The organism is Ruegeria sp., from assembly GCF_965243365.1.
In the GTDB taxonomy this organism is placed as follows: Bacteria; Pseudomonadota; Alphaproteobacteria; order Rhodobacterales; family Rhodobacteraceae; genus Ruegeria.
In genome coordinates, this window is the sequence record NZ_CBDEUW010000002.1 from 2,177,345 (window position 1) to 2,202,353 (window position 25,009).

A 25,009-nucleotide genomic window follows, 5' to 3' on the forward strand; every position below is an offset into this window, starting at 1 on the left:
CATGCGGTGAGCGAGGGAATAGCATGTTGGGTCTGGACGTCCTGGTCAATACGGCGAATATTTTCTACCTGCTGTCCTATTCGGTTAAGGACATCTTCTGGCTACGCATTCTGACGGTGGTCGCAGCCCTTTTTCTGCTGCCCTACTATTACATGCAAAGCACGCCACTCTGGACGCCCATCGGCTGGAATTTGTTTTTTACGGCGATCAATATCTTCTGGATCATCCGCATCCTGCTTGACCGCCGTCCGGCCCCTTTCACCGATGAAGAAAGTCATCTTTACAAAACGGCGCTGCCCAATTTTGCCGAACGAGACGCGTTTCGGTTTCTTCGTGCGGGTAAGTTGACTACCGCGCAAGCAGGCAGCGTTCTGATGACGCAAGGGACGCCGGTCCGAACCCTGTCGCTGATCGTTGACGGTGAAGTCAGCGTCGAGATCAACGGGGCCGAGGTGGACAGCTTGGGTGGATCGCGCTTTCTGGGCAGCATCGCCTTTCTGAGCGACCGCCAGAACTTTTCCACGCCCGTTACGGTCAGAACGACCCGTCCCACGCGTCTGCTGACCTGGGAGTTTGCCGATCTGGACAGTGAGTTCGGAAAGAACCCGGACCTGCAGATTTCAATCGAGGCCAGTTTGGGGCTTGAGATCGCGCGGTATCTGCAGGTCGCACGCATTCAACTTCCGCAACTGGCGACTTGAATTGGCACTTGCCCAGAATTTTTTGGCGCAGAGGCGTTTGGTTCTACAGGCTGTTCAACAAAGCGACCGTCGGCCACGCATCCGCAGGCAACCCCAGTCGCGCCTGTTCCGCCTGCACGGCGGCCCGCGTTCCCGCCCCCAGAATGCCGTCGATCTTGCCCACGTCATACCCACGCGCCTGCAGCTTGCTCTGCAACTGCTTCATCTGAGCGCCCGACAACCCCTGCGCCGGGTTGCCCGCATCATAGATCTGCGCGCCCTCCAAACGGGTGCCGAAATAGGCGGCGGTCAGTACGTAGACAAAACTCTGGTTCCATTCGAAATAGACGTCGAAATTGGGGTAGGCCAAAAAGGCAGGCCCCTTGTGCCCCTGCGGCAGGATCAGCGAGGTTGGCAGGTCCGTCAAAGACCCGTTGCGCGCCTGAACGCCCATCGCCTGCCAGTCGGTCACAGAACGCGGCTTGCCGGGGCCGGACAGCGACCAGTCCATCTGGGTGGGTACCGTCACCTCTTGCAGCCAGGGTTGACCCGGTTGCCAGCCCAGATGTGACAACATCTTGGCCCCGGACATCAGCGCATCGGGGGCAGAGGTTTTCAAGGAAACCTTGCCGTCGCCATCGCCATCCACTCCGTTTTCCAGAATGTCACGGGGCAGCATCTGAACCATGCCGATCTCTCCGGCCCAGGCGCCGGTGGTGCGGTTGGGATCGAAATTACCCTGTTGATACAGTTCGATAGCCGCGAAAATCTGTGGTCGGAACAGTTCCGGTCGGCGGCAGTCATGGGCCAGTGTCACCAGTGCATTGCGTGTGTTGAAATCGCCCTGAAACGCGCCGTAGTCGGTCTCGAAAGCCCAAAACGCCAGCAGCACACCGCGCGAGATGCCATATTCCCGCCCGATCCGGTCAAACACTGCGTCGTATTTGCGCGACATGGCCTGTCCGCGATCAATCCGGTTTTGCGAAATCAAGCGGCGTGAGAACTCGATGAACGGCTTCTGAAAAACGCCCTGTGCGCGATCCGCTTTCAGTACCGCATTGTCCTGTTGAACGCCCTTGAAGAAAGCGTTGACGGTGGATTTGTCGAATCCTTGCTGTGCGGCCTCGGCTTTTAGTCCTTTCACGAAGGAATTGAAGTTCCCTCCGCATTGGGCAAAGGCAGGTGAGGCGAGCAGGGTGGCGACAAGGAGGCCGGAGAAGAAACGCATGAGTGTGTCCGTCAGAAAATAATGCTGAGCCCAACCCACACCGACACAACGCCAAGCGCAAGCCCCCAAACATTCCATAGCATGTCGCATGCGCGGAAAATCTCTGCCGCGCCGATGTCGCGCGGGGCATCGCCGTTGACCCAGGCCAGATCGCGGACCTGCCCGTCATAGCTGCGGGGACCGGCAAGGGCTACATTCAGGGCCCGCGCCATCGCAGCTTCGGGCCAGCCAGCGTTGGGCGAGATGTGGCGGCGGGCATCTGCGACGATCTGAGGCCAGTGCATCCATTGGCCAGAGAGCGCGACAATCATCAGACAGGTCAGGCGCGCCGGGATCAGGTTCAGCAGATCGTCCAGCCGGGCTGCGGCCCAACCGAATTCAAGGTATTTTTCGTTGCGGTAGCCGACCATGCTGTCAGCCGTGTTGATGGTTTTGTAAACAAGCAGCCCCGGCAGCCCCCCAACCAGAAACCAGAAGGCAGGCGCGATAACCCCATCGCTGAGGTTCTCGGCCGCACTTTCGATCGCTGATCGAGAAACCTGCGCTTCGCTCATATCCCGTGTGTCACGGGAGACGATCAGAGCCACCGTGTTCCGCCCTTCTTGCAGAGAGTTCTGCAAACCGTCCGCGACGTTGCGCACATGTGAAACCAAAGACTTCTGTGCCAGTAGTACGGCGCAGATCACGATTTCGGCCAAGGGGCCTAACACGCTGAGTATTTTTCCCGCAGCCACTGCGGTCAGCACCAGACAGGCGGCTACAGCCAGACCTTTGAGCCGACGATGAGTGCCATGATTCAAGCGTTTATCTAGCCAGGCGATCCCGTTGCCAATTATCACTGCCGGGTGGCGGATGCGCGACCAGAGCCAGTCAGGTTCGCCCAGAGCGGCATCCAGGCACATGGCGCAGATCAGCAGGAACGCGGCGCTCACAGCGCGGCCTTCAATCTGGACCAGCCGTCAGAAGGTGGCAGACCCAGGCGCAAAAAGGTTTCCGAATAGGGGAAGATGCGGCTCCAGATATGGGAGCGCGCCAGCCGGTCTTGCCAGTCTGCGGCGCGGTCGACTTGATACAGGCGGAACAGGTCGGTGCCGCCGACCAGTTGTGCGCCGCGTGATGTTATCAGCGCGTCCAGCCGTTCCGCATCCTGCGCCAGCCGGGCGCGGGTCATGTCGGCCCAGCCGGTATCTTGCAAAGCACGGGTCCCGATCCGAAGCGCGGGCCCGGACACAGCCCATGGACCGGTAAGGTCGTTCAACCGGGCAACAAGGTCCGGCTGTCCGATGGCGAACCCCAACCGAAGCCCGGCCAGACCCCAGAACTTGCCGAAACTTTTCAGCACGATCATTCCGGGCTTTTCTGCCAGGTGGATCAGTGACGCCTCAGGTGTGACATCGCAGAAGCTTTCATCAATCACGGTCAGGACCGCATCGACGTCAGACGCCTGCCACAGCCGCCCATCCGGGTTGTTCGGATGTACAATGACACGGGCATCTGCCGCTCCATCTTCCGTGACATCCCAGCCTTGAGACCGAAACGCGGCGGCGTGTTCATTATATGTGGGCGTAGTGATCCGTACGCGCCCGGGGGTGGCGAGGGCCGGGAGTCGCGCAATCACGGCAGAGGCGCCCGGCGCAGGCAGGATCGAAGCGCTTTTGGGCACCTCCCAAAAGGCTCGCGCGGCTGCGGTCAGCGCCTCAAAGGCATCGTGATCGGGCAGCGCCGTCCAGTCCGACGGGACAAGCTGACCAACCGGATAAGGCAGGGGGTTGATCCCTGTCGACAGGTCCAGCCAGTCGGTGCGATCCCCACCATATTGGGCCATGGCCGAGGCCAATCCGCCGCCATGGTCACGCTGTGCGCGAGGGTTCAGGTCGGTGAGTCGCTGCATCGGTGATCTTTGCTGAAAAACTGTCGATTTTCCCCGTTTCAAGCGGATTTTCGCCGTCTACACAAGCAAATCCGCGTGAGCGAGGCCCGCGCCTATCATTGTTAACACTTTGTTAACGAAATGGCGTGATCACGGACCCTAGGGGTCGGCACTACTCACCCTATCATGTGCCGAGGTTGTTGCAAATGAAAGTATTGATTGTTGAGAGTAACCCCGATCTCGGTCGGGTCTGGCAACGGCATCTGCAAAGGCAGGATGCCGAGGTTACACTGGTTGAGACTCAAGAAGCCGCGATCCTGGCGCTGTATGGGACGGCCTTTGATATCATCGTTCTTGATCTGGTTCTGGAAAGCGGCAGTGCCCTGGCGGTTGCCGATTTCGCCAGTTATCGCCGCCCCGAGGCGCGGGTGATCTTTGTTACCAATACCACCTTCTTTTCGGATGGTTCCATCTTTGCCCACAGTCCGAATGCCTGTGCCTATGTGCAAAGCAGCACGCCGCCCGAAGATCTGGCGGCGATGGTTGAACATTACGCTGCTGGCCGCTGATCGCGCCCGTGGGGCTGCATGTAATCCAGCGTGGGGTTTGCCGGGATAATCCGGTGCGGATTGATGCTGTCGTGGCTGTAGTGATAGTGGCGCACGGTATGGTTCATATTCACCGTCTGTGCGATTCCGGGCCATTGGTACATCTCTCGCGTAAAGGCCCATAGGTTCGGGTAATCGATCAGCCGCTTGCGGTTGCACTTGAAATGCAGGTGATACACCGGATCAAATCGTATCAGAGTCGTGAACAATCGCCAGTCCGCCTCGGTTACGCGATCACCCATGAGGTACCGGTTATTGGCCAATCTCTCTTCAAGCCAGTTCAACGTATCAAACAGAGGACCAACCGCTGCGTCATAGGCCTGTTGGGACGTGGCGAAACCGCATTTGTAGACGCCATTGTTGACGTTGGAGTAGATGCGGGCATTGACCTCTTCGATCTCGTCCCGCATCGGTTCCGGCCAGTAATCGTCGGAATTGCCGGTGACCCTGTCAAAGGCCGAGTTGAACATGCGGATGATTTCCGAGCTTTCGTTCGAAACAATGGTCTGCTGCGCTTTGTCCCACAGGATCGGAACGGTGACACGGCCGGAATAGGACGGGTCTGCGCGTGTGTAAATCTGGTGAGCATGGTCGAACCCGAACAATGGATCTCCGGTTGCCCCATGATCATCGGTCTGAAAGGTCCAGCCCTTGTCAAGCATGTCGGGATGCACGACCGAGACCTGAATGTGATCGGTCAGCCCTTTCAGTTCTCGAAAGATCAGTGTCCGGTGTGCCCATGGGCAGGCATGGCTGACATAAAGGTGATAGCGTCCGCTTTCGGCGGCGAAACCGGCTTTGCCTGATGGGCCTGCGCTTCCGTCTTGGGTAATCCAGTTGCGAAACTGTGCCGCGGATCGTTTGAAAGCGCCGTCATTTGATTTTGTATCATACCAGCGATCATGCCACACGCCGTCGACAAGCAATCCCATCCCTAGTCCTCCGTCTGTGGGTGACCGTAAAGCTAGGGCAGCAGCAGGCCTATGCCTATTCCTCCCGACGCGCAGAGAGCCTGCGCCGATGCACAATCCAAGACAGGGAGCCCCGGCAACAGATCGCCACGGCATCAGGCGAAGTGGCCAGATTCACTGGATTTTTACAAAATTGATTCCACAATAGAGGGTATCCAGGGAGAAATTCAGTATGAGTACTTATGTTTCAAAGGAAATTCGCGCTGAACTGGATGCCGCGCGACTCGCGTCGTTGAAGAAGGCCAGCCGCCTGAGGGTGGAATTTGGAAACAATAGCTTCAAAATCCTGACATTGTGGCGGGATGGATTTACGGTCGAGGCCGAAACCACACCCCGTTTGCGGGGGCTGGTCGATATCTATGACGGGGCCAATCACCTCTACCAATGCCTGATCATCGCGGATGAGGAAGCCGCAGGCGAGATGCGGTATGAGTTCAAGCGAAATACTGTCGCTGCCGACAAGGCACCGTTGGATTTCTACCGCGCACCAGACGCGCCGATTGCGCTTTTGGGGAAAGAGGATTGACTTGCAGCCGGGCAGCGTGACTGCCCGGAAAGTTCTGCAGATTACTGCAAATCGGAAAACGCACGTTTCAGCCTTTCACACGCGTCCTCCACGCGGGCGCGTTGCGTTGCCAGATTGAAACGTTCAAACGTTTCGCCTCCGGTTCCGAAGCCTGGGCCTGACGATGTTGCAATCTTTGCGTCCTCTCGCAGCCGCCGCACAAACTCGTCGTGATCCATCCCGGTGCCCGAAAAATCAACCCAAGCCAGATATGTCGCCTGCAAAGGCATAGACCATAGTCCCGGGATCTCTGCGATGGTTGCGTCGAACAGACGGCGGTTCTCGCTCAGATGGGCGATCTGTGCATCAACCCAGTCTGCGCCGTCCGGGCTGTAGGCTGCCGTGATCATGGCGACGCCCAACGCACTGGGGTCGTAGTCCAATGTGTTCAGACGGTGCTTCATTTCTGCCCGCAGCTTGGCGTCCGGGATGATCATGTTGCCCGTTCGCTGACCCGCAATGTTGAACGTCTTGGAGGCCGCGGTCAGCGTTACGGTTCGGGCGCGCATCTCGGGCGCTGCGACATCCATAGGGACAAATTTATGGCCCGGGTAGACCAGATCATTGTGAATCTCGTCCGAGATCAGGATCAGATCATTGCGTTCGGCGAAATCCGCTACGGCGCGCAGTTCATCCGGTGTCCAGACCCGCCCCGACGGATTCTGCGGAGAGCACCAGATCAGGAGCTTTTCAGACCCGTCCAGACGTGACTGGGCATCTTCCAGATCCAGCGCATAGCTGTCGCTATCCCGCACCAGGGGGCATTCCACCACGCGCCGTCCGGCTTTGTTCACCTTGTGTGCGAACTCGTGGTAGACAGGAGGGAAGATCACAACGCCATCGCCCGGGGCGGTCCAGACATCCAGGCTGAGTGCTATTGCGTTGCCCAATCCCTGCGTTGTCAGAATCCAATCGGTATCAATTTCCCAATCATGGCGGTTTTTCATCCACCATTGAACCGCAGCCAGATAGTCCGCATGCATCCAGCAATACCCGAAGACACCGTGCTCTGCGGCCTTGCGTACTGCGTCAATCACGCAAGGGGCCGTCTGGTAATCGGAATCCGCTGTCCACATGGCAAGCCCATCCTCGGGCGACACGCCATACAGCTGTTCCATCTTGCCCCACTTCGAGCTTTTGGTGCCACGGCGGTCGATCATGTCGTTGAAAGTCATGTCATCTCCATCTGTCGAGCCGAAAGCTAACCACAAATCCATCAGGTGCAAGGGGGCCGTTGCGGTGTCGCGCGCGATGGCCTAAATCAGCCCCATGAAACGCAATATCCTAATCCATCCCGATCCCCGCCTGAAAAAGGTCTGCGCACCGGTAGCCGACATCACCGACGATCTGCGCAAACTGGCCGATGACATGCTGGAGACGATGTATGACGCGCCCGGCATCGGACTTGCGGCGCCGCAGATTGGCGTGCTGGAGCGGTTGATCGTGGTGGATTGCGTCAAGGAAGAGGGCGAAACCCCGCGCCCGCTGGTGATGTTCAACCCCGAGGTCATCGCCTCGTCGGACGAGACCAATGTCTATGAGGAAGGTTGCCTGTCGATCCCCGAGCAATATGCCGAAGTCACACGCCCCAAGGTCGTGGAGGTAACGTGGCTGGATCGCGACGGAAATTTGCAGCAGGAGACCTTTGACGATCTCTGGGCGACCTGTGTACAGCATGAAATCGACCATCTGAACGGCAAGCTGTTTATCGACTATCTCAAACCGCTCAAGCGCCAGATGATCACGCGTAAAATGCAGAAGCTCAAGCGCGAGAAGGCCCGCACATGACGGTACGGACCTGCCTGCCGTGGCCCGATAAACGTTTGCGGACCCAGGCCGAGGACGTCACCGAAATCACCGATGATATCCGCGCCATATGGGACGATATGATCGACACGATGGAGGCGATGCCCGGCGTTGGCCTCGCCGCGCCTCAGATTGGGGTGATGCTAAGGTTGGCCGTGGTGGACGGATCGACCGAACGGGGCAAGGCGGTGCGTTTGGCCAACCCGGAGATCCTCCACAGCTCGGTCGAACTGCGCGAGCATGAAGAGGCCAGCCCAAACCTGCCCGGAGTTTCTGCCAAGGTGACGCGCCCACGCGCAGTGACGGTGAAGTTCCTCAACGCACAGGGCATGATCGACCGTCGTGACTTTGTCGGGATCGAGGCCACCAGCGTACAGCATCAGATCGACCACTTGAACGGGCGGATGTATTTCGACCGGCTCAGCAAGGTCAAACGCGACATGCTGCTGCGCAAGGCCAAAAAGCAGGGGTAGCAATGCGCGTCATCTTCATGGGAACGCCTGATTTCTCAGTACCGGTGCTGGAGGCGCTGGTTGAGGCCGGGCACGACATTGCCGCCGTCTATTGCCAGCCACCGCGCCCAGCAGGGCGGGGCAAGAAAGACCGCCCGACCCCGGTCCACGCCCGAGCCGAGGCGCTGGGCCTCGAGGTGCGTCACCCGGCCTCGTTAAAATCTTCCGAGGAACAAGACAGTTTCGCCGCGCTGGATGCCGATATCGCAGTGGTCGTGGCCTATGGGCTGATCCTGCCGCAACCGATTCTGGACTCACCGACCCATGGCTGCCTGAATATCCACGCCAGCCTGCTGCCGCGCTGGCGCGGGGCTGCTCCGATCCATCGCGCGATCATGGCAGGTGATGCGCAGACCGGCATCTGCATCATGCAGATGGAGGCTGGACTGGACACTGGCCCGGTTTTGCTGCGTGAGGCCACCGATATCGGCATCGAGGAAACCACGGCCCAGCTGCATGACCGCCTGTCGGACATGGGTGCCGCGCTGATTGTCGAGGCTCTGACCAGGCTGCCCGACCTGACCCCTGATCCGCAACCCGAGGACGGTGTGACTTATGCCACAAAGATCGACAAATCCGAGGCGCGGATCGATTGGACGCGACCCGCGGCTGAGGTTGATCGCCAAATTCGGGGCCTGTCGCCATTTCCGGGCGCTTGGACCGAGGTGAATGGTCAGCGGGTCAAAGTGCTGGCCTCGCGATTGGCCAATGGGCAGGGTGCCCCGGGCGAAGTGCTGAACGGAACGCTGCGCGTGGCTTGCGGGGATGGGGCGATTGATCTGCTGCGCCTGCAACGGGCGGGCAAAGGTGCCCAAGACGCAGATGTGTTTCTGCGCGGTTGGCCGGTGGTCGAAGGGGCCCGGCTGTAAGAGGGAATATCAGATTTGTATATGACATTGATCGGGACGGTTCTGATTGCCGCCATCATCGGTAGCCTGTCCGAAAAAACCGGCTTTACCCACAACGGATATCTGCAATCCATCATCATTTGTATTGGCGGCGCATTTCTGTTCTTCTTCGCCCAGATGATGTTGGCCCGTATGTTTGGAATTGGCTTTTGGTCCGCGGGCATGAATGCGATCGTCTCATCAATTGGTGCGCTGATTGTCGTGCCAACCCACTGGAGGAAATAACGTGCCCATCGTCGCCTTGATCGTCATCGGAGCCGCCGCCGGATTTCTGGCGACCCGCCTGATGCGGATTGAGGCTGATATCCCAACTACAATGCTGATCGGCATCGTCGGTGCGTTGATCGGCGGGCTTTTATTGCGGGCGTTGTTGACCGTAATGGGGTGGCTGTCGGGATTTGTCGGGGCTGTGCTGGGCGCATTGTTGTTCATCTGGCTTTGGCAAACCTATTTCCGCCGGTGAAGCCCTAACCGAACAATTAATCAAACCAGAAAGGCTGCTCAGTGACCTATGATCTGAAACCCGGTGATGTTGCCTTGATGGGGATCCCGCTGGACGGGCATTCCTCGTTCCTGCAGGGTCCTGCTTTTGCGCCCAACAGAATTCGTGAAGCGCTGCATTGCGGTGCCGCCAATCTAACGGCTGAAGACGGTACTGATCTGGGTGCTACAGACCGGTTCAAAGACACAGGTGATCTGGATGTGTTCGAAATGCGCGGGCAGGAACCGATTGACCGGATCGAAAATGAGGCCGCCGCACGGATCGCAACCGGTGCGCGGCTGTTGTCGCTTGGTGGTGACCACTCGGTCGCCTTCCCGCTAATCAAGGCGCATGCGGATCGTCATCAGGGGCTGAACATTCTGCATATCGATTCCCATCCCGATTTGTACGATACGCAGGACATCGGACCGTTCGGCCACGGCTGTCCCTTTGCGCGGGTCATGGAAAGCTGTCAGATCAACCGTCTGGTACAGGTTGGTATCCGCACGATGAACAAGCATCAGCGCGAGCAGGCCGATAAATTCGGGGTCGAGGTTGTGGACATGCGCAGCTGGCATGCTGATCTGCAGCTATCCTTTGACGGTCCGGTTTATCTGTCGCTGGACCTTGATGCGCTGGACCCGGCCTTTGCGCCCGGCGTCTCGCATCACGAGCCTGGCGGGCTCAGCACGCGCGAGGTTATTGACCTGATCCACCGGTTTGAAGGGCAACTGGTGGGTGCCGATATCGTCGAACTGAATCCCCATCGCGACCCCAATGGTATGACAGCAATGGTTGCGGCCAAATTCGTCAAGGAAATCGGTGCCCGGTTGCTGATGCGTTAACGGCGCGATTTCCAAAACGCTACTGGCGTGGAGGGCGGCTTTTGTAAACGGGAAGCCGCCAACCGAACAACAGCGATCCGGCCCGCAGCGCCCAGCATGTCGCTGCGCAGGCGCCCAGAGATGCAAGCTCGTCAAACCCAAGCTGGTTCATAAGCACTGCGGCGATTGCCCCTGCAAAAGCGCAGGATACGTAGAGTTCGCCCTGTTTCAGAACCAATGGAACTTCGTTGCACACCACGTCTCTCATCAGTCCGCCAAGACAGCCGGTGCTGACACCCATCAGCACCACAATGACGCCCGACTGACCCAGAGACAAAGCCGCGCCGGTGCCGGCTGCAACCGCGATGGCCAACGCAAAACTGTCCAGCCAGATCAGCCAGTTATAGCGGCTTTCCACCAGATGGGCGGTGAAGAAAACCAGAACTGCTGCTGCCGCAGCAATAAGGATATAGTCCGGCTGGCCCACCCAAAAGACCGGATGGCGATCCAACAGCAAATCGCGCACGGTGCCGCCGCCGACTGCGGTGAGGCAGGCAATGAAAGCAAAACCCACCAAATCCAATTGCGCCCGGCTGGCCACCAGTGCGCCGGTCAGGGCAAAGACCAGAACCGAGGTGTAGTCCAGCACTGCGAGCGCGGTCACGCTTGCTCTTTCTTCGGTTTGAACGGGGCCATTCCCGCCCGTGCAAGCTCATCCGCGCGTTCGTTTTCCGGGTGACCGGCATGGCCTTTGACCCATTCCCACGTCACGTCATGGCGGGCTTGCGCCTCGTCCAGCCGTTGCCACAGTTCAACATTCTTCACAGGCTTCTTGTTCGAGGTTTTCCAGCCGTTGCGCTTCCACCCGAAGATCCATCCGGTGACGCCATTCTTCACATAGGCGCTGTCGGTCACGATGGTCAGCTTTGAGGGCCGATACAACGTTTCCAGCGCACTGATCGCGGCCAGCAATTCCATGCGGTTATTGGTGGTTTCCGCCTCACCACCATTCAGTTCGCGCTCTTTCAAAACGGTATCGCCATCCATGGCGCGCAATAAAACACCCCAGCCGCCAGGGCCGGGATTGCCCGAACACGCGCCGTCGGTATAGGCAAACAGCTCAGGCATGGGCGGTCAGTCCGATCCAATCCGAAACCGAGCCGTCCAGCCCGGTCCCACTACCCAGTCGTCGATCTGTGATGCGAAAGCCCGCCTTCTGCAGATATGTCTTCAATTCATCCTCGCTGTAATAGCTGTAATAACGGCCCAGCCGATCAGGTCCGTCCCCGCGCCCCAGTTTCATGGCAATATAGAAATGCCCTTTTGGCTTCAGGGCCCGGTGGATTGCGCGCAAATATCCGGGGAAATCCGCACGGGTCGCGTGCAGCAGACTGAAATTAGCCCAGATGCCGTCATATTCAGCGACCGCATCCAAATCGGCAAAGCTGGCTTGTATGGCGGAAACACCCGCATGAGAGGACGCCAAACGCACCATTTCAGCCGAGGCATCCACGGCCTGCACCTGCAATCCTGCTTGTGCCATCACGGCAGAAGAAGCACCGGGGCCGCAGCCCAGGTCCAGAACAGAGCCGCCATCGGGAAGGGCGGTAATGAATCGGGCCAGTTGGGGGTCACCGGTATTGTCTGCGTCGGTCAGTTCCGAGTACCGCGCGGCTTGCGCGTCATAGACGGAAATGGTGTTCCGGTCGGTCATAGATACACTCCGACGGAAAGGCACAGGATTACGATGGCTGTCATCAGGATGCGCAGTTTCATCCACCAACGCGGGGCCAGACCCCAGTACCAGAAGGCCGCATCCAGAAACAGAAGCCCGGTGAAGCCCATGATCAGATTGACGCTGGCGCTTATCGGCCCGCCGCCAGTCATGAAAAACGCCCACAGCGCGGGCAGCACCGACAGGGTATAGCCGGTGGCGGCCCTGCTGCCTGACGTTTTGGTGGCGAAACCCCACAAAACCCCCGACATGAAGCTTAGAATTACAGAGCCGTAAAACAGCTGAACGTAAGGGCCAACAAAACGTGGCCCAAGCGCACGCGATCCCCAAGCCTGAAGGTCAGAGTTCAGATATGTCAGCGCGCCCCAGACAAACGGAATCAACCCGGCCAGAGCCAGAAGCAAGGGTGCGCGCGGTATATCACTCATGCGGGCTCTCGTAGAACGCGCGGCACCTTGAATTCAACGTTTTCGATTGCGGTTTCGACATGTTCGACCGTGACGTCATAATGGCCCCGAAAGGCGTCGATGACTTCATTCACCAAAACCTCAGGAGCCGAGGCGCCTGCGGTGATCGCGACGCTTTTGATGCCGTCCAGTGCGCGCCAGTCAATCTCGGTCGCGCGTTGTACCAACTGTGCATAGTTGCACCCGGCGCGCGAAGCGACTTCGACCAGACGGCGCGAGTTTGATGAGTTTGGTGCTCCGACAACCAGCAGGGCGTCGGATTTCGGGGCTACGGCTTTCACAGCTTCTTGCCGGTTTGTGGTGGCGTAGCAGATGTCTTCCTTATGTGGCCCGACAATGGCCGGGAACCGCGTTTGCAGCGCCGCGATGATGTCTTTGGTGTCGTCCACGGACAGCGTGGTTTGGGTGACAAAGGCAAGCTTGTCAGGATTGCGGACCTGAACCGAGGCCACATCGTCCACGGTTTCAACCAATAGCACTTCACCTTCAGGCAATTGCCCCATTGTACCGACCGTTTCAGGATGGCCCTTGTGGCCAATCATAATCATCTGCAATCCGGCATCCGCGTGGCGCTGAGCTTCGACATGCACCTTAGACACCAGCGGGCAGGTGGCATCCACATAGATCATCTCGCGCTGGGATGCCGCAGCGGGAACCGATTTTGGAACACCATGGGCAGAAAAGATCACTGGCCGATCGTCAGGGCATTCGTCCAGTTCCTCGACAAATACGGCCCCTTGCGCGCGTAGCCCGTCGACAACGAATTTGTTATGGACGATCTCATGGCGAACATAGACCGGCGGCCCCCATTTCTGCAGAGCCATCTCAACGATCTTGATGGCCCGGTCCACACCGGCACAGAAACCGCGCGGGGCTGCAAGATAAAGTGTCAGGGGCGGCTTGCTCATGTGTCTGTCTCCTTGACAGACAGGTAAGTCTTTTCCCTGCCATGGTCCAGACAGCAACGCGTCATTTACATGACATGATTAACTGCTATCAAAATGACGTTTCAGTACCAATACATAGTTAAAGTAGTGCGGTCAGGAGAATCACTTCTGACCGCGCTTCATTGTATTGAACAGCTTTGGTGGGATCAGAGCCCGCCAGCGGCTGCGACGCTACGTGGTTCGCTGGGCATCTCGCGCGGAGGGCGGCCGATCACATCGCGCAGATCCTCCAGTTCGATGAAGTTGTCGGCCTGACGGCGCAACTCGTCCGAGATCATCGGAGGCTGGCTGCGAATGGTCGACACGACCGAAACGCGTACGCCCTGACGTTGCAAACTTGCGATCAGCGGGCGGAAATCCCCATCGCCCGAAAACAGCACGATATGATCAACGCGCGGAGCCAGTTCCATGGCATCGACCGTCAGTTCGATATCCATGTTGCCTTTGACTTTGCGACGTCCCATGGCGTCCGTGTACTCTTTGGCCGGTTTGGTCACCATGGTGAACCCGTTATAGTGCAGCCAGTCCACGAGTGGGCGGATCGGTGAATACTCGTCATTTTCCAGTAGCGCTGTGTAGTAGAAGGCCCGAAGGAGTTTGCCCCTGCGCATGAACTCCTGCCGCAGCAGCTTGTAGTCAATGTCAAACCCCAGTGCTTTTGCGGCTGCGTAAAGATTCGAGCCATCGATGAACAGCGCTAGCCGTTCGTCCTTATAAAACATAAATAGATCCTTCCGGTATAAACCATCGCACCGTTTGGTTCCGTGAGTGAGAAAAATTTGGTCAGCACAATGGTAAACTTAAAATAGGCCTTTTGGGGTTTATCGCAAGTATTCTCTGACCTGAATATAGAGGTAAATATGGTAAAAACGCAGTCAAAAGCGGTTGTGGCGCTGGGCGCAAATCTCAGCTTGAGACATAGCGGACCCAAGGTGACACTCGAGCACGCTGTGTTGGCCATGGCCGAAGCAGGCCTGGTGATTCGCGCGGAAAGCAGGTTTTTTGCCACCCCCTGTTTCCCTGTTGGGGCAGGGCCGGACTATGTCAACGCCGCCGTATTGGTCGAGACAAATGAGAACCCTCAGGTCATGTTGCAGGTTCTGCACGACATCGAACATAGATTTGGCCGCTCGCGAGAACAGCGCTGGGGGATGCGGACATTGGATCTGGATTTAGTGTGCTGGGACGATCTTGTGCTGCCTGATGTCACTGAATACGAGCGCTGGAGGACATTGCCCCCCGAAGACCAAAGGCAATTGGCCCCGGACCAATTGATCCTGCCGCATCCGCGCGTTCAGGACCGGGCGTTTGTACTGGTTCCGATGGCGGATGTTGCGCCTGACTGGCGTCACCCGATGCTTGGAAAGAATGTTGCTGAGATGATAGCCGCGCTGCCGCCGGAGGATGTGGCCCTTGTGACGCCGCTGTGATCCTTGCATTTGCGGCATTTCCTGCTTGTCAAGGCGGGGAATCACGCTTAGATAAACCCCTTCTTGCCACGGATTCATTTACGGAGAGCGCCCTATGGCCCGCGTTACGGTCGAAGATTGTGTAGACAAGGTCCCGAACCGGTTCGAACTGGTGATGCTTGCAGCCCACCGGGCGCGCGAGATTTCTGCTGGTGCCGCGATCACCGTTGACCGCGATAACGATAAGAACCCTGTCGTGTCTCTGCGCGAAATCGCCGACGAAACCCAAAGCGCGGACGAGCTGCGCGAGCGCCTGATCGAGGCCAACCAGACTCAGATCGAGGTTGATGAGCCTGAAGAAGATCAGATGGCGCTGCTGATGGGCGCGGAATCGGACAAGCCTGCCGATGACGACATGTCGGAAGAAAAGCTCCTGCGCGCTCTGATGGAGGCTCAGGGCCAGGGGTAAGCCCCAGTAATGAAGGTGCGGACCGGATGATTTCTGCTGATGACCTGATTGCGCTGGTCCGCAACTACAACCCGAAAACAAATGCTGACCGCATCGCCCGGGCTTATGAGTTCGGAATGCAGATGCATGACGGTCAGTTTCGCCATTCCGGCGAGCCTTATTTCTCTCATCCCGTTGCCGTAGCCGCCATCCTGACCGAACAGCGTTTGGATGATGCGACGATCATTACGGCCCTGCTGCACGACACGATTGAAGATACCAAGGCCAGCTATGGCAAAATCTCGGATCTGTTCGGGGATGAGGTCGCCAAGCTGGTGGATGGTGTTACCAAGCTGACCAACCTTCAGCTCTCCAGCCGCGAAACCAAACAGGCCGAGAACTTCCGCAAACTGTTCATGGCCATGTCCAAGGATCTGCGGGTCATTCTGGTCAAGCTGGCCGACCGTTTGCACAATATGCGCACGATCAAGGCGATGCGCCCGGAAAAGCAGGTGGTCAAGGCGCGTGAGACGATGGATATCTATGCGCCGCTGGCTGGACGCATGGGGATGCAATGGATGCGAGAGGAACTGGAAGACCTTGCGTTCCGCGTTCTCAATCCCGAAGGCCGTCAGTCGATTATCCGCCGTTTCATCACACTGCAACGCGAAACCGGCGATGTGATCCATCGGATTACCGGGGACATGCGGCACGAGCTAGAAAAGGCCGGGATCGAGGCCGAGGTTTTCGGGCGCGCCAAGAAACCCTATTCGATCTGGCGCAAGATGCAGGAAAAGGATCAGGGTTTTTCCCGCCTGTCCGATATCTATGGTTTCCGCATCATCACGCAGACCGAGGAAGATTGTTACCGGACTCTGGGCGCGATCCACCAGCGTTGGCGTGCGGTGCCGGGGCGGTTCAAGGATTATATCAGCCAGCCGAAGTCGAACGGCTATCGCTCGATCCACACCACGGTGTCGGGTCGTGATGGCAAACGGGTCGAAGTTCAGGTTCGAACCCGTCAGATGCACGACGTCGCCGAAACCGGTGTGGCGGCGCATTGGTCTTACCGGGATGGTGTGCGATCCGAAAACCCCTTTGCCGTGGACCCGGCCAAATGGATCGCCAACCTGACCGAGCAGTTTGACAGTGAGGACGATCACGAGGATTTCCTCGAAGCCGTCAAGCTTGAGATGTATTCCGACCAGGTGTTCTGCTTCACGCCCAAAGGGGATGTGGTGAAGCTGCCGCGCGGGGCGACGCCGATTGACTTTGCCTATGCCATCCACACGCGGATCGGTCATGCCTGCGTCGGGGCCAAGGTGGATGGCATCCGAGTGCCGCTGTGGACACGGATCAAGAACGGGCAGTCGGTGGATATTATCACCGCTGACGGACAGACACCGCAAGTCACATGGCTTGAGATCGCCGTGACGGGTAAGGCCCGCACCGCCATCCGCCGCGCCCTGCGCGAGGTTGACCGGGAACGGTTCATCAAACTGGGCAAGGAACTTGCCCGCTCAGGGTTTGAGCATGTTGGCCGAAAGGCGACAGATAAGGCTTTGGACACCGCCGCCAAGCACTTGCGCCTGAAGGATCGCGACGAATTGCTGGCCCGCCTCGGCAGTGCGGAATTGACAGCCCACGATGTTGTTGGTGCGGTTTATCCGGAACTGACACAGGATGATGGCGATGCTATCCCCTTGCGCCGCGCGGTCATTGGTCTGGAGCCGGGGCAGAAGTTCGACCGCGCGCCTTGCTGCCAGCCTCTGCCGGGTGAGCGTATTGTTGGCATCACCTATCGCGGCAAAGGTGTGGTCGTGCATGCCATCGACTGCGACCGGCTCAGCGAGTTTGAAAGTGAACCCGACCGTTGGGTGGATTTGCATTGGCACTCCGGAACGCACCCAGCGGTTTATGGCGCAACGCTGGACCTGACGATCGGCAACGATGCCGGAGTCCTGGGGCGTATTTGCACATTGATTGGCGAGAAAAAGGCCAATATCTCGAACCTGGAATTTGTTGACCGCAAACCGGATTTTTATCGTCTGCTGATCAGTGTCGAATTGCGGGATCTGGAACAGCTGCATTCGCTGATGTTGATGCTAGAAGCAGAAAGTGACGTGGCCGCGGTGGAACGGTACAGGGATCGGACCAAAACCGCGGTTGCGGCTGGCTGAGAAGGGGTGATCAGGAGTGGTTTTCAAGCGCCGAGATCGACGCTCGCCCATCCAGATCGCATCGGAATTCGTCTATCCGCGCGGCGGCTGGACTCGCGCCTTTCACTACGTCAAACACCGCGTGCGGCGACTGCCGGATTCGCCTGAACGCATCGCGCGCGGCATCGGCGCCGGCGTTTTTGCCGCCTTCACGCCGTTTTATGGCATGCACTTCGTCGTGGCAGCTATTGGTGCCCGCTTGATCAACGGCAACATTCTGGCGGCGCTCAGCGGTACCTTTTTCGGCAACCCGCTGACCTATGTGCCCATCGGGGTGATTTGTCTGCAGACCGGGCATTTTCTGCTGGGAACCGATTTTGACGAAGGCGATACCCACGGGCTGATGGGGAAATTTGCTGGTGCGCTGGGCGACCTCAAGAACAACTTTCTGGCAATGTTCACCGACAACGTCGCCGATTGGCGCGGGCTCGAGGTTTTTTACCACGAAGTATTCTACCCCTACATGATCGGTGGGATTGTTCCGGGCCTTGTCGCAGGGGCAATCTGCGGCTATCTCAGTTTGCCCCTGATCCGCACCTATCAGCAGCGCCGTCGCGCGAAAATCAAAGCGAAATTCCAGCAAATCAAACGTTTGGCTCAGGCAGAGATTGCCGCTTCGGCCGCAAAACCGATAGGGTCGGCCCGAAGGTTCAAAAAGGATTCGAAAGATGACTGATAATCATCTGCGGTTGGGTGTGAATATCGACCACGTGGCCACTGTACGAAATGCTCGGGGTGGAGCTTATCCGGACCCGCTGCGCGCCGCGAAACTGGCAGAGGAGGCCGGGGCCGATGGCATCACGGCGCATCTGCGCGAAGATCGCCGCCATATTTCCGATGCCGATATCGACGGGCTGATGGAGGTTCTGTCAGTTCCGCTGAACTTTGAGATGGCCGCGACGGATGAGATGCAGAAAATCGCCCTGCGGCACAAACCGAATGCCGTCTGCATCGTGCCCGAAAAGCGCGAAGAACGCACGACCGAGGGCGGGCTTGAAGTTGCACGCGAAGAAAACAAGCTGGCGCATTTTATTGCCCCTCTGCGCGACGTCGGCTGCCGCGTGTCCATCTTCATCGCCGCTGATCAGCGTCAGATCGAGGCCGCCCACCGCATCGGGGCCGAGGTGATTGAACTGCACACCGGTGCCTATTGTGACGCGCATGCGGAAGGCCGAATGGAAGACGCCGCGCGCGAGTTGGAAGCTCTGCGCAAGATGTCCACATTCGCTCATTCACTGGGGCTTGAGGTTCACGCTGGCCATGGCCTGACTTATGATACCGTGCGGCCGGTTGCGGCTTTCCCTGAGGTGCGCGAACTGAATATCGGCCACTTCCTGATCGGTGAGGCGATCTTTCTGGGCCTGACACCAGCGATACAGGAAATGCGCCGCCTGATGGATGAGGCGCGCGAATGATAGACGTCTCCGCACTTGCCATTACCGCTGCTGCATTTTTTGTCGTGGCTGTGTCTCCTGGCCCGGCAAATATTTCAAATGCTGCCATTGCGATGAGTTATGGCCGAAAAACCAGTCTGATCTACGGGTTTGGGCTGTCTTGTGGTTTGGTGTTTTGGGGGATGGTGGCCGCTAGCGGCATGGGGGCAGTCCTTCAAAGCTCGTTTTATGTCTTGATGGTTCTGAAAGTTCTCGGTGGCCTTTACCTGTTGTGGTTGGCCTGGCAATCGGGCCGATCCGCGATGCAACCGCGGTCAGACAATGTGACTGTATCGTACAAGGGCCGTTGGTTCTGGCGGGGGCTGATCCTGAATCTGTCCAATCCAAAGTCGGTCATTGCATGGATGGCAGCCTTGTCCGTCGGGCTTGGCCCGGATGACAGCCTGATATCCGTGGCCGCAGCAACATTTGTGTGTGTCGCCGCAGGGTTCCTAAACAACCTGTTGTACTCTGTTGTGTTTTCAGTGGGCGGCATGATGGCGGGCTATCGCAGGTTTCGCCGATGGATCGATGGCGTGGTCGCCGGTCTGTTTGCAGTTGCGGGCTTAGGGCTTGTAAGATCGGCCTTTTCCAGATGATCCTCGGCATCGGCACAGACCTCGCCAATATCGAGCGTATCCAGGGTACGCTCGATCGGTTTGGCGACCGATTCCGCAACCGCGTCTTCACCGAAACCGAACAGCGCAAGGCCGAACGCCGGGCGGATACCGCAGGCACCTATGCCAAACGTTGGGCCGCGAAAGAGGCGTGCTCAAAAGCGCTGGGAACCGGGCTCAGAATGGGGATCTCGTGGAAAGACATGGCCGTGACCAATCTGCGCACAGGCCAGCCCATCATGCACGTCACAGGCTGGGCTGCCGAGCGCCTGAAAGAGATGACGCCCAAGGGCCATGAAGCAATTATCCACGTCACCCTGACCGACGATCACCCTTGGGCGCAGGCATTCGTAGTGATCGAGGCGCTTCCACTTGAAGAACGCACCGCGCAGCCTTGACTTGCCCCTACCTGACCCGCATGTAGCACCCCAACAACCAAAGGACCGGAGAGCAGTATGGCCGAGGAAGCCAAAACAGGTAACGCCGTTTGGGAGACGATCAAAACCATCGTCTACGCCCTGCTGATTGCGGGCGTTTTCCGCACCCTGTTCTTTCAGCCTTTCTGGATCCCCTCAGGCTCGATGAAGCAGACACTGCTGATCGGAGATTTTCTGTTCGTCAACAAGATGGCGTACGGCTACTCCTACGCCTCATGCCCCAGCCTGATCATTCCAAGGGTCGGCCTGAACATCGACGCTGAAGATATCTGTGGCTGGATGCAAGGGGACGGTGAAAGCCGTATCTGGGGTGGCGAGCCCGAGCGTGGCGATGTTATTGTCTTCCGTCACCCGGTTACAGGGCGCGACTACATCAAACGCCTGATCGGCCTGCCGGGCGACAAGGTTCAGATCCGCGAGGGTCAGGTCATTCTGAACGGTACTCCGGTGCCGCAACAACCGGATGGGGTTTTCACCGAAATAGCCGAACCACAGGGTCCTCAGGGTCTGCGCCCCCGCTGTGAAAACGGCCCGGTTGGGATTGGTGGAGTTTGTGAGAAGACACGTTTAATCGAAACTCTGCCGAATGGGGTCTCATATGACGTTCTCAATATTGGCAACCAGGGATCGGACAATACCGGCGTCTATACTGTACCTGCCGGGCACTATTTCTTTATGGGCGATAACCGGGATAACTCGGCCGACAGCCGGTTGCCAAAATCTGCTGGCGGCGTCGGGTTCGTGCCCTATGAAAACCTGATCGGTCGCGCGGATCGCATCATGTTCTCGTCAGCTGGCCGATCCATGCTGTTTTTCTGGACCTGGCGCGGTGATCGCTTCTTCAAGGCTGTCAATTGAAGCTTTCGGCTGAGATAAAAGCGTTTCAACACCGTTTGGGGTACGAGTTCACCACCCCTGAACTTCTGGTGCGTGCACTGACCCATGGCTCTGTCTCCTCCGCTACGCGCCCCGACAACCAGCGGCTTGAGTTTCTGGGGGATCGTGTGTTGGGCCTTGTAATGGCCACCGCGCTGCTTGAGGCCGACAAAACCGCTTCAGAAGGGCAGCTTGCCCCCCGCTTCAATGCGCTGGTCCGCAAAGAGGCCTGCGCTGATGTCGCCCGTCAGATCGATCTGGGCGCGGTGTTGAAACTGGGCCGGTCCGAGATGCTGTCCGGGGGACGCCGCAAACAGGCCCTTTTGGGAGATGCGATGGAGGCCGTGATTGCCGCCGTCTACCGGGATGCCGGTTTTGAGGCCGCGCGTGACGTCATCCTAAGACTGTGGGGTGACCGCGTTCATGATGTCGAGGCCGACGCCCGTGACGCCAAAACCTCTTTACAGGAATGGGCGCAGGCGCGTGGCCAAAAGCCACCATCCTACGTCGAACTCAACCGAAGCGGCCCCGATCACGCCCCAATCTTCACGATTGCAGCACGTTTGCAGGATGGAACAGAGGCACAGGCAACCGCCGGATCAAAACGCCAGGCAGAGCAGGCTGCGGCCAAGGCTTTGCTGGACCGTCTGACCAAGTAACGGGGCTGCCCCGAAACGGGATCCCTCTTCATCTGGCTAAAAATATCCCGGGGGTTTGGGGGCTGGCCCCCAAAGCTGTCCTCTCAATCAATACCCATCGGCAGAGCACGTGGCATCTCCGGTCATCTTTCAGATTCAAACCACCCGAATAAACCCTGTCAGCCCGGTTTTCTGGTGTTCGATCACATGGCAATGGAATGCCCAGTCGCCCGGATTGTCGGCGACCAGAGCGATCTCGACAACTTCATCTTTCAGCAGCAACATCGTGTCAGTCATCAACCGGGGCAAGGTGCGGATATTCGATTTTAGCGGTACAAAAGCCAAGCCGTGCAAATGGATTGGATGCAGATTGGGGGATTCATTGCGTAGGCGCAGAATATAGCTTTTACCCAGTTCCAGTGTTGCCAGAGGCCCGACATCTGTGGCGGCGTCTCCCGGCCAGGGCTTTCGGTTGATCGACCAGAAATTATACCCAAGCGATCCGCAGAACCCGTTATTCGGCTCTCCTCCTTCAGGGGTCCAGCCAAAGACGAACTCGTGCAGCTCAGCCCCCTTCAGATCAGGTCGGGCAATGGGGTTCGCAGGCAGAGGCTTCAGCTCTTGCAAATCTCTGGCCACGGACGCGCCAACCGCCCGTAATCCAGCCATCACCCGCAAGGGCTGCCCGGGCAGCTTGACCATCAAGTTCACTGTCTGGCCTTCACCTTCGGGCATCTTCACCGCAAAATCGACACGCTGGCCGGGGCCGAGCAGCAACGGTTCCTTGGCGCTGGGCAATGGCACTTCAACATCCACCGGATGCCCGTCCCACGCGATGATCCGGGCGTTGGAGCTGTCCAGATTCACTCTGTAGATCCGTGTCGTGTCTGAATTGAGCACGCGCAGCCGCACGAGCCCGCCAGCGCCATGGTCATAGACCGGCGCCTGCAGCCAGTTCGCCGTATGAACATTGCCGAACGTCCCGGCCCGCGCCGCACCGCGTTGTGTATAGTCCGGCAGGAAAGCGCCCGCGTCATCCAGCCGGAAATCCCGCAGATTAATCACCTGCTCGCTGTCAAAGCCGGGATCTTCGGCCTCGGCAATCACCATAACGCCGGTCAACCCGTGGGCCATCTGATCCATCGTCATGCAATGGGGATGGTACCAGTAGGTGCCTGCATCAGGAGGCGTAAACTCATAGTGGAAGGTTTCGCCTTGGCCCAAAGGCATCTGGGTCAAATAGGGAACCCCATCCATCCCGTTGGGAATGCGCAGCCCATGCCAGTGCATCGCAGTGTAATCGGGCAGTGTATTGCGCACGGGCAACCGCATCGCCTCACCCTGCTTGCCGTAAAGTACCGGAGGCGGCGCATCAGGTGACAGGCTGACCATACCTCGCGTTACCTGATCGCGCAGGGCAAAGCTTGCGGGCTGGATCACCAGCTCCTGCGCCCCTGCGGCCAAACCCAAGCCTCCCAGACCCAGCGCACCCGCGGCCGCCCCGCTACCCAAAAGAAACTCGCGACGTTTCATATTTTGCCTCATTGCAAAGGATGATCGCCTGGCTGGCATTGGCGCGGCGTATCGCTTTGGTGACATCCCCAACACAGGTCCGCAATGCGACAAATCCCTCTGGTCCGGGGTTGCGTTCTGCTATAGGGGTGCGCACTTGCAAACAGGATCGCAGGACACATGAGCACACGCGCCGGATTTATCGCCCTGATCGGAGAGCCCAACGCAGGCAAATCCACCCTTCTGAACCGCATGGTCGGGGCCAAGGTCTCGATCGTGACCCACAAGGTGCAGACCACCCGCGCCCGCATCCGCGGTGTAGCGATGGAGGGCGACGCGCAGCTGGTGTTCGTAGACACACCGGGCCTTTTCAAACCCCGCCGCCGACTGGACCGTGCGATGGTTGCCGCCGCGTGGGGCGGGGCTGCTGATGCGGATGTCGTTGTTCTGATGGTTGAAGCGCATCGCGGCATCACGGAAGGTGTCGAGCGCATCCTCGAAGGTCTGGAAGAGATCGGGCAGGGCCGCACGATCGCACTGGCCATCAACAAGATCGATAAGGTGCCGTCCGAGAAGTTGCTTGCCCTGACGAGTGACCTGAACGCCCGCTATCCGTTTGCCGAAACCTTCATGATCTCTGCCGAGAAAGGCCACGGTGTCGACGATCTCCGCAAATGGCTGGCTTCGGAACTGCCCGAAGGTCCGTGGCTGTATCCTGAAGACCAGATTGCCGATCTGCCCCTGCGCATGATCGCGGCTGAAATGACGCGCGAGAAGCTGACCTTGCGCCTGCATCAGGAACTGCCCTATCAACTGACCGTCGAGACCGAGAACTGGGAAGAGCGCAAGGATGGTTCGGCGAAGATCGATCAGGTCATCTATGTCATGCGCGACGGTCACAAAGGCATCGTGCTGGGCAAACGCGGAGAAACCATCAAGGCGGTCAGTCAGGCCGCGCGGGCGGAGCTGGAAGAATTCCTCGACCGCAAGATCCACCTGTTCCTGCAAGTGAAAGTCCGGCCCAACTGGCTGGAAGAATCCGAGCGTTACTCGGAAATGGGCCTGGATTTCAAAGACGGCAACGCATGACTCGTCTTACGGCAGAGTTCTGGGTCCACGCCTATCTGGCGCGGCTGCGGTTGCAGGAAATCCCCGCCTTCGTCGTGACCCACGGCGATGATACGGCGGGCGCGGTTCTGGTCAAACTGAACACCCTTGACGGTCAGGCGGTTGCGTATCAGCGCAGCTTTGATCTGATGAGCGGGGAGCGGAAGTGGGTTGAATTGTCCTCGGGGCCTGAGGGCGACGTGGACTCCGCCATCACCAAACAGCGTAGCTTTGACCCCGATCTTTGGGTGATCGAGGTCGAGGACCGACAAGGGCGGCATTTGTTGGGAGAGGATGGGTTGGAGTAGAAGGATGCTGACGTGTCGGCTTCGGGTCTAATCTGGACATTGACGAACGGCTATGCCCACTGTGAGCCATGTCGCTGACAGAAGACCTGGACCAAATTCTGGAAACTGCTCTGCCAACCGATCCCAGCTTTCGGCGGGTCGAAAAGGCGGTGGTGGACAGCTGCATTAGTGACTGCCGGCGGTACGCTTTGGAGAGTTCCACCGAAGCCTTTCTGATGTCCGCGATGCGCCTATTGGCACTTCCCGGTAATGGGCACACACGGCTGATCCCGAATGATGCAATTTCGGTGCTACCGCTAAGGTTCGTAAGTGTGGGGCGTTCGGTGCACCTCATTGGGGCCGCGCCGGGGGTAACTGCACCACGAGGAAAGTTGATAGCAGTCAACGGCGCAGCCTTGAGCCA

Annotated in this window: 32 protein-coding genes; 20 read left to right on the top strand and 12 right to left on the bottom strand. The window is 58.4% G+C overall.

Features of this window, described 5'->3' with window-relative positions:
* The first annotated feature begins 23 nt into the window (after positions 1 to 23).
* Entirely contained in the window at positions 24 to 701 is a 678-nt protein-coding gene (locus ACP0GE_RS14480) for a cyclic nucleotide-binding domain-containing protein (RefSeq protein ID WP_424832622.1), read from the top strand.
* 43 nt (positions 702 to 744) lie between these two features.
* On the opposite strand, the gene ACP0GE_RS14485 is transcribed toward ACP0GE_RS14480, so the two are convergent.
* The 3 genes from ACP0GE_RS14485 to cobD are packed head-to-tail and all read right to left on the bottom strand — an operon-like array spanning position 745 to position 3,799.
* The gene (locus tag ACP0GE_RS14485) at positions 745 to 1,908 is read right to left on the bottom strand and encodes a lytic murein transglycosylase (RefSeq protein WP_424832623.1); all 1,164 of its coding nucleotides are present in this window, start codon (positions 1,906 to 1,908) and stop codon (positions 745 to 747) included.
* An 11-nt stretch (positions 1,909 to 1,919) separates the two neighbouring features.
* Positions 1,920 to 2,840, bottom strand: coding sequence for an adenosylcobinamide-phosphate synthase CbiB (gene cbiB, locus ACP0GE_RS14490; protein WP_424832624.1), 921 nt, complete (start codon positions 2,838 to 2,840; stop codon positions 1,920 to 1,922).
* Positions 2,837 to 3,799 (bottom strand): threonine-phosphate decarboxylase CobD, encoded by a 963-nt coding sequence (gene cobD / locus ACP0GE_RS14495; RefSeq protein WP_424832625.1) that lies wholly within the window; start codon positions 3,797 to 3,799, stop codon positions 2,837 to 2,839. Before cobD ends, cbiB begins: the two co-directional genes overlap by 4 nt.
* Positions 3,800 to 3,984: 185 nt before the next feature.
* Between cobD and ACP0GE_RS14500 the strand changes: the two genes are divergently transcribed.
* On the top strand, positions 3,985 to 4,347 hold the full coding sequence (locus ACP0GE_RS14500; protein ID WP_424832626.1) for a response regulator transcription factor: 363 nt from the start codon (positions 3,985 to 3,987) through the stop codon (positions 4,345 to 4,347).
* On the opposite strand, the gene ACP0GE_RS14505 is transcribed toward ACP0GE_RS14500, so the two are convergent.
* Complete coding sequence (locus tag ACP0GE_RS14505; protein ID WP_424832627.1) at positions 4,329 to 5,318, bottom strand: glutathione S-transferase family protein; 990 nt, start codon at positions 5,316 to 5,318, stop codon at positions 4,329 to 4,331. The genes ACP0GE_RS14500 and ACP0GE_RS14505 overlap by 19 nt on opposite strands.
* Positions 5,319 to 5,529: 211 nt before the next feature.
* Between ACP0GE_RS14505 and ACP0GE_RS14510 the strand changes: the two genes are divergently transcribed.
* The gene (locus ACP0GE_RS14510; RefSeq protein ID WP_424832628.1) at positions 5,530 to 5,883 is read left to right on the top strand and encodes a hypothetical protein; all 354 of its coding nucleotides are present in this window, start codon (positions 5,530 to 5,532) and stop codon (positions 5,881 to 5,883) included.
* A gap of 41 nt (positions 5,884 to 5,924) precedes the next feature.
* Here ACP0GE_RS14510 and ACP0GE_RS14515 read toward each other — a convergent pair whose 3' ends face one another.
* A complete protein-coding gene (locus ACP0GE_RS14515; protein WP_424832629.1) occupies positions 5,925 to 7,097 on the bottom strand; it encodes a MalY/PatB family protein in 1,173 nt (390 codons plus the stop codon).
* A 94-nt stretch (positions 7,098 to 7,191) separates the two neighbouring features.
* On the opposite strand from ACP0GE_RS14515, the gene def (ACP0GE_RS14520) reads away from it, so the two are divergent.
* From def (ACP0GE_RS14520) to speB, 6 genes are read left to right on the top strand one after another with little or no spacing between them, the layout of a single operon-like run.
* Positions 7,192 to 7,710: a peptide deformylase gene (gene def / locus ACP0GE_RS14520; RefSeq protein ID WP_424832630.1), complete on the top strand. Its 519-nt coding sequence runs from the start codon at positions 7,192 to 7,194 to the stop codon at positions 7,708 to 7,710.
* Positions 7,707 to 8,201 carry a peptide deformylase gene (def, locus tag ACP0GE_RS14525; RefSeq protein WP_424832631.1) on the top strand — a complete coding sequence of 165 codons (495 nt, stop codon included), beginning with the start codon at positions 7,707 to 7,709 and terminating at the stop codon, positions 8,199 to 8,201. Before def (ACP0GE_RS14520) ends, def (ACP0GE_RS14525) begins: the two co-directional genes overlap by 4 nt.
* A gap of 2 nt (positions 8,202 to 8,203) precedes the next feature.
* Positions 8,204 to 9,109: a methionyl-tRNA formyltransferase gene (gene fmt, locus ACP0GE_RS14530; protein ID WP_424832632.1), complete on the top strand. Its 906-nt coding sequence runs from the start codon at positions 8,204 to 8,206 to the stop codon at positions 9,107 to 9,109.
* A gap of 15 nt (positions 9,110 to 9,124) precedes the next feature.
* A complete protein-coding gene (locus ACP0GE_RS14535) occupies positions 9,125 to 9,373 on the top strand; it encodes a hypothetical protein (RefSeq protein ID WP_424832633.1) in 249 nt (82 codons plus the stop codon).
* A gap of 1 nt (position 9,374) precedes the next feature.
* Entirely contained in the window at positions 9,375 to 9,611 is a 237-nt protein-coding gene (locus ACP0GE_RS14540; protein WP_424832634.1) for a GlsB/YeaQ/YmgE family stress response membrane protein, read from the top strand.
* A 41-nt stretch (positions 9,612 to 9,652) separates the two neighbouring features.
* Positions 9,653 to 10,474, top strand: a complete 822-nt coding sequence (gene speB, locus ACP0GE_RS14545; RefSeq protein WP_424832635.1) for an agmatinase — start codon at positions 9,653 to 9,655, stop codon at positions 10,472 to 10,474.
* A gap of 19 nt (positions 10,475 to 10,493) precedes the next feature.
* Here speB and ACP0GE_RS14550 read toward each other — a convergent pair whose 3' ends face one another.
* The 6 genes from ACP0GE_RS14550 to ACP0GE_RS14575 all read right to left on the bottom strand — a co-directional run bounded on the left by ACP0GE_RS14550 (position 10,494) and on the right by ACP0GE_RS14575 (position 14,324).
* Entirely contained in the window at positions 10,494 to 11,117 is a 624-nt protein-coding gene (locus ACP0GE_RS14550) for a trimeric intracellular cation channel family protein (protein WP_424832636.1), read from the bottom strand.
* On the bottom strand, positions 11,114 to 11,581 hold the full coding sequence (rnhA, locus tag ACP0GE_RS14555) for a ribonuclease HI (protein ID WP_424832637.1): 468 nt from the start codon (positions 11,579 to 11,581) through the stop codon (positions 11,114 to 11,116). Before rnhA ends, ACP0GE_RS14550 begins: the two co-directional genes overlap by 4 nt.
* A complete protein-coding gene (locus ACP0GE_RS14560; RefSeq protein ID WP_424832638.1) occupies positions 11,574 to 12,167 on the bottom strand; it encodes a class I SAM-dependent methyltransferase in 594 nt (197 codons plus the stop codon). Before ACP0GE_RS14560 ends, rnhA begins: the two co-directional genes overlap by 8 nt.
* Complete coding sequence (locus ACP0GE_RS14565; RefSeq protein ID WP_424832639.1) at positions 12,164 to 12,616, bottom strand: DUF3429 domain-containing protein; 453 nt, start codon at positions 12,614 to 12,616, stop codon at positions 12,164 to 12,166. Before ACP0GE_RS14565 ends, ACP0GE_RS14560 begins: the two co-directional genes overlap by 4 nt.
* A complete protein-coding gene (gene ispH / locus ACP0GE_RS14570) occupies positions 12,613 to 13,563 on the bottom strand; it encodes a 4-hydroxy-3-methylbut-2-enyl diphosphate reductase (RefSeq protein WP_424832640.1) in 951 nt (316 codons plus the stop codon). The genes ACP0GE_RS14565 and ispH overlap by 4 nt, the downstream gene beginning before the upstream one ends.
* A gap of 185 nt (positions 13,564 to 13,748) precedes the next feature.
* Complete coding sequence (locus tag ACP0GE_RS14575; RefSeq protein WP_424832641.1) at positions 13,749 to 14,324, bottom strand: NYN domain-containing protein; 576 nt, start codon at positions 14,322 to 14,324, stop codon at positions 13,749 to 13,751.
* A gap of 138 nt (positions 14,325 to 14,462) precedes the next feature.
* On the opposite strand from ACP0GE_RS14575, the gene folK reads away from it, so the two are divergent.
* The 9 genes from folK (at position 14,463) to rnc (ending at position 21,700) form a co-directional block, all read left to right on the top strand.
* The gene (gene folK, locus ACP0GE_RS14580; protein WP_424832642.1) at positions 14,463 to 15,032 is read left to right on the top strand and encodes a 2-amino-4-hydroxy-6-hydroxymethyldihydropteridine diphosphokinase; all 570 of its coding nucleotides are present in this window, start codon (positions 14,463 to 14,465) and stop codon (positions 15,030 to 15,032) included.
* Between the two features lie 94 nt (positions 15,033 to 15,126).
* The gene (gene rpoZ / locus ACP0GE_RS14585; protein ID WP_155142277.1) at positions 15,127 to 15,480 is read left to right on the top strand and encodes a DNA-directed RNA polymerase subunit omega; all 354 of its coding nucleotides are present in this window, start codon (positions 15,127 to 15,129) and stop codon (positions 15,478 to 15,480) included.
* A gap of 26 nt (positions 15,481 to 15,506) precedes the next feature.
* On the top strand, positions 15,507 to 17,639 hold the full coding sequence (locus ACP0GE_RS14590; protein WP_424832643.1) for a RelA/SpoT family protein: 2,133 nt from the start codon (positions 15,507 to 15,509) through the stop codon (positions 17,637 to 17,639).
* A gap of 16 nt (positions 17,640 to 17,655) precedes the next feature.
* Positions 17,656 to 18,354 (top strand): DUF2062 domain-containing protein, encoded by a 699-nt coding sequence (locus ACP0GE_RS14595; protein ID WP_424832644.1) that lies wholly within the window; start codon positions 17,656 to 17,658, stop codon positions 18,352 to 18,354.
* Positions 18,347 to 19,093, top strand: a complete 747-nt coding sequence (locus ACP0GE_RS14600; protein WP_424832645.1) for a pyridoxine 5'-phosphate synthase — start codon at positions 18,347 to 18,349, stop codon at positions 19,091 to 19,093. Before ACP0GE_RS14595 ends, ACP0GE_RS14600 begins: the two co-directional genes overlap by 8 nt.
* Complete coding sequence (locus ACP0GE_RS14605) at positions 19,090 to 19,710, top strand: LysE family translocator (protein WP_424832646.1); 621 nt, start codon at positions 19,090 to 19,092, stop codon at positions 19,708 to 19,710. The genes ACP0GE_RS14600 and ACP0GE_RS14605 overlap by 4 nt, the downstream gene beginning before the upstream one ends.
* A complete protein-coding gene (acpS, locus tag ACP0GE_RS14610; RefSeq protein ID WP_424832647.1) occupies positions 19,707 to 20,126 on the top strand; it encodes a holo-ACP synthase in 420 nt (139 codons plus the stop codon). The genes ACP0GE_RS14605 and acpS overlap by 4 nt, the downstream gene beginning before the upstream one ends.
* Positions 20,127 to 20,183: 57 nt before the next feature.
* Positions 20,184 to 21,023: a signal peptidase I gene (gene lepB, locus ACP0GE_RS14615; RefSeq protein WP_424832648.1), complete on the top strand. Its 840-nt coding sequence runs from the start codon at positions 20,184 to 20,186 to the stop codon at positions 21,021 to 21,023.
* Positions 21,020 to 21,700, top strand: coding sequence for a ribonuclease III (gene rnc / locus ACP0GE_RS14620; protein ID WP_424832649.1), 681 nt, complete (start codon positions 21,020 to 21,022; stop codon positions 21,698 to 21,700). The genes lepB and rnc overlap by 4 nt, the downstream gene beginning before the upstream one ends.
* Positions 21,701 to 21,835: 135 nt before the next feature.
* On the opposite strand, the gene ACP0GE_RS14625 is transcribed toward rnc, so the two are convergent.
* Positions 21,836 to 23,212, bottom strand: coding sequence for a multicopper oxidase family protein (locus ACP0GE_RS14625; protein ID WP_424832650.1), 1,377 nt, complete (start codon positions 23,210 to 23,212; stop codon positions 21,836 to 21,838).
* Positions 23,213 to 23,371: 159 nt separating this feature from the next.
* On the opposite strand from ACP0GE_RS14625, the gene era reads away from it, so the two are divergent.
* Together era and ACP0GE_RS14635 are read left to right on the top strand one after the other, a co-directional pair.
* Positions 23,372 to 24,280, top strand: coding sequence for a GTPase Era (era, locus tag ACP0GE_RS14630; protein WP_170761868.1), 909 nt, complete (start codon positions 23,372 to 23,374; stop codon positions 24,278 to 24,280).
* Positions 24,277 to 24,606, top strand: coding sequence for a DUF1491 family protein (locus tag ACP0GE_RS14635; RefSeq protein ID WP_424832651.1), 330 nt, complete (start codon positions 24,277 to 24,279; stop codon positions 24,604 to 24,606). The genes era and ACP0GE_RS14635 overlap by 4 nt, the downstream gene beginning before the upstream one ends.
* Positions 24,607 to 25,009 lie beyond the last annotated feature (403 nt).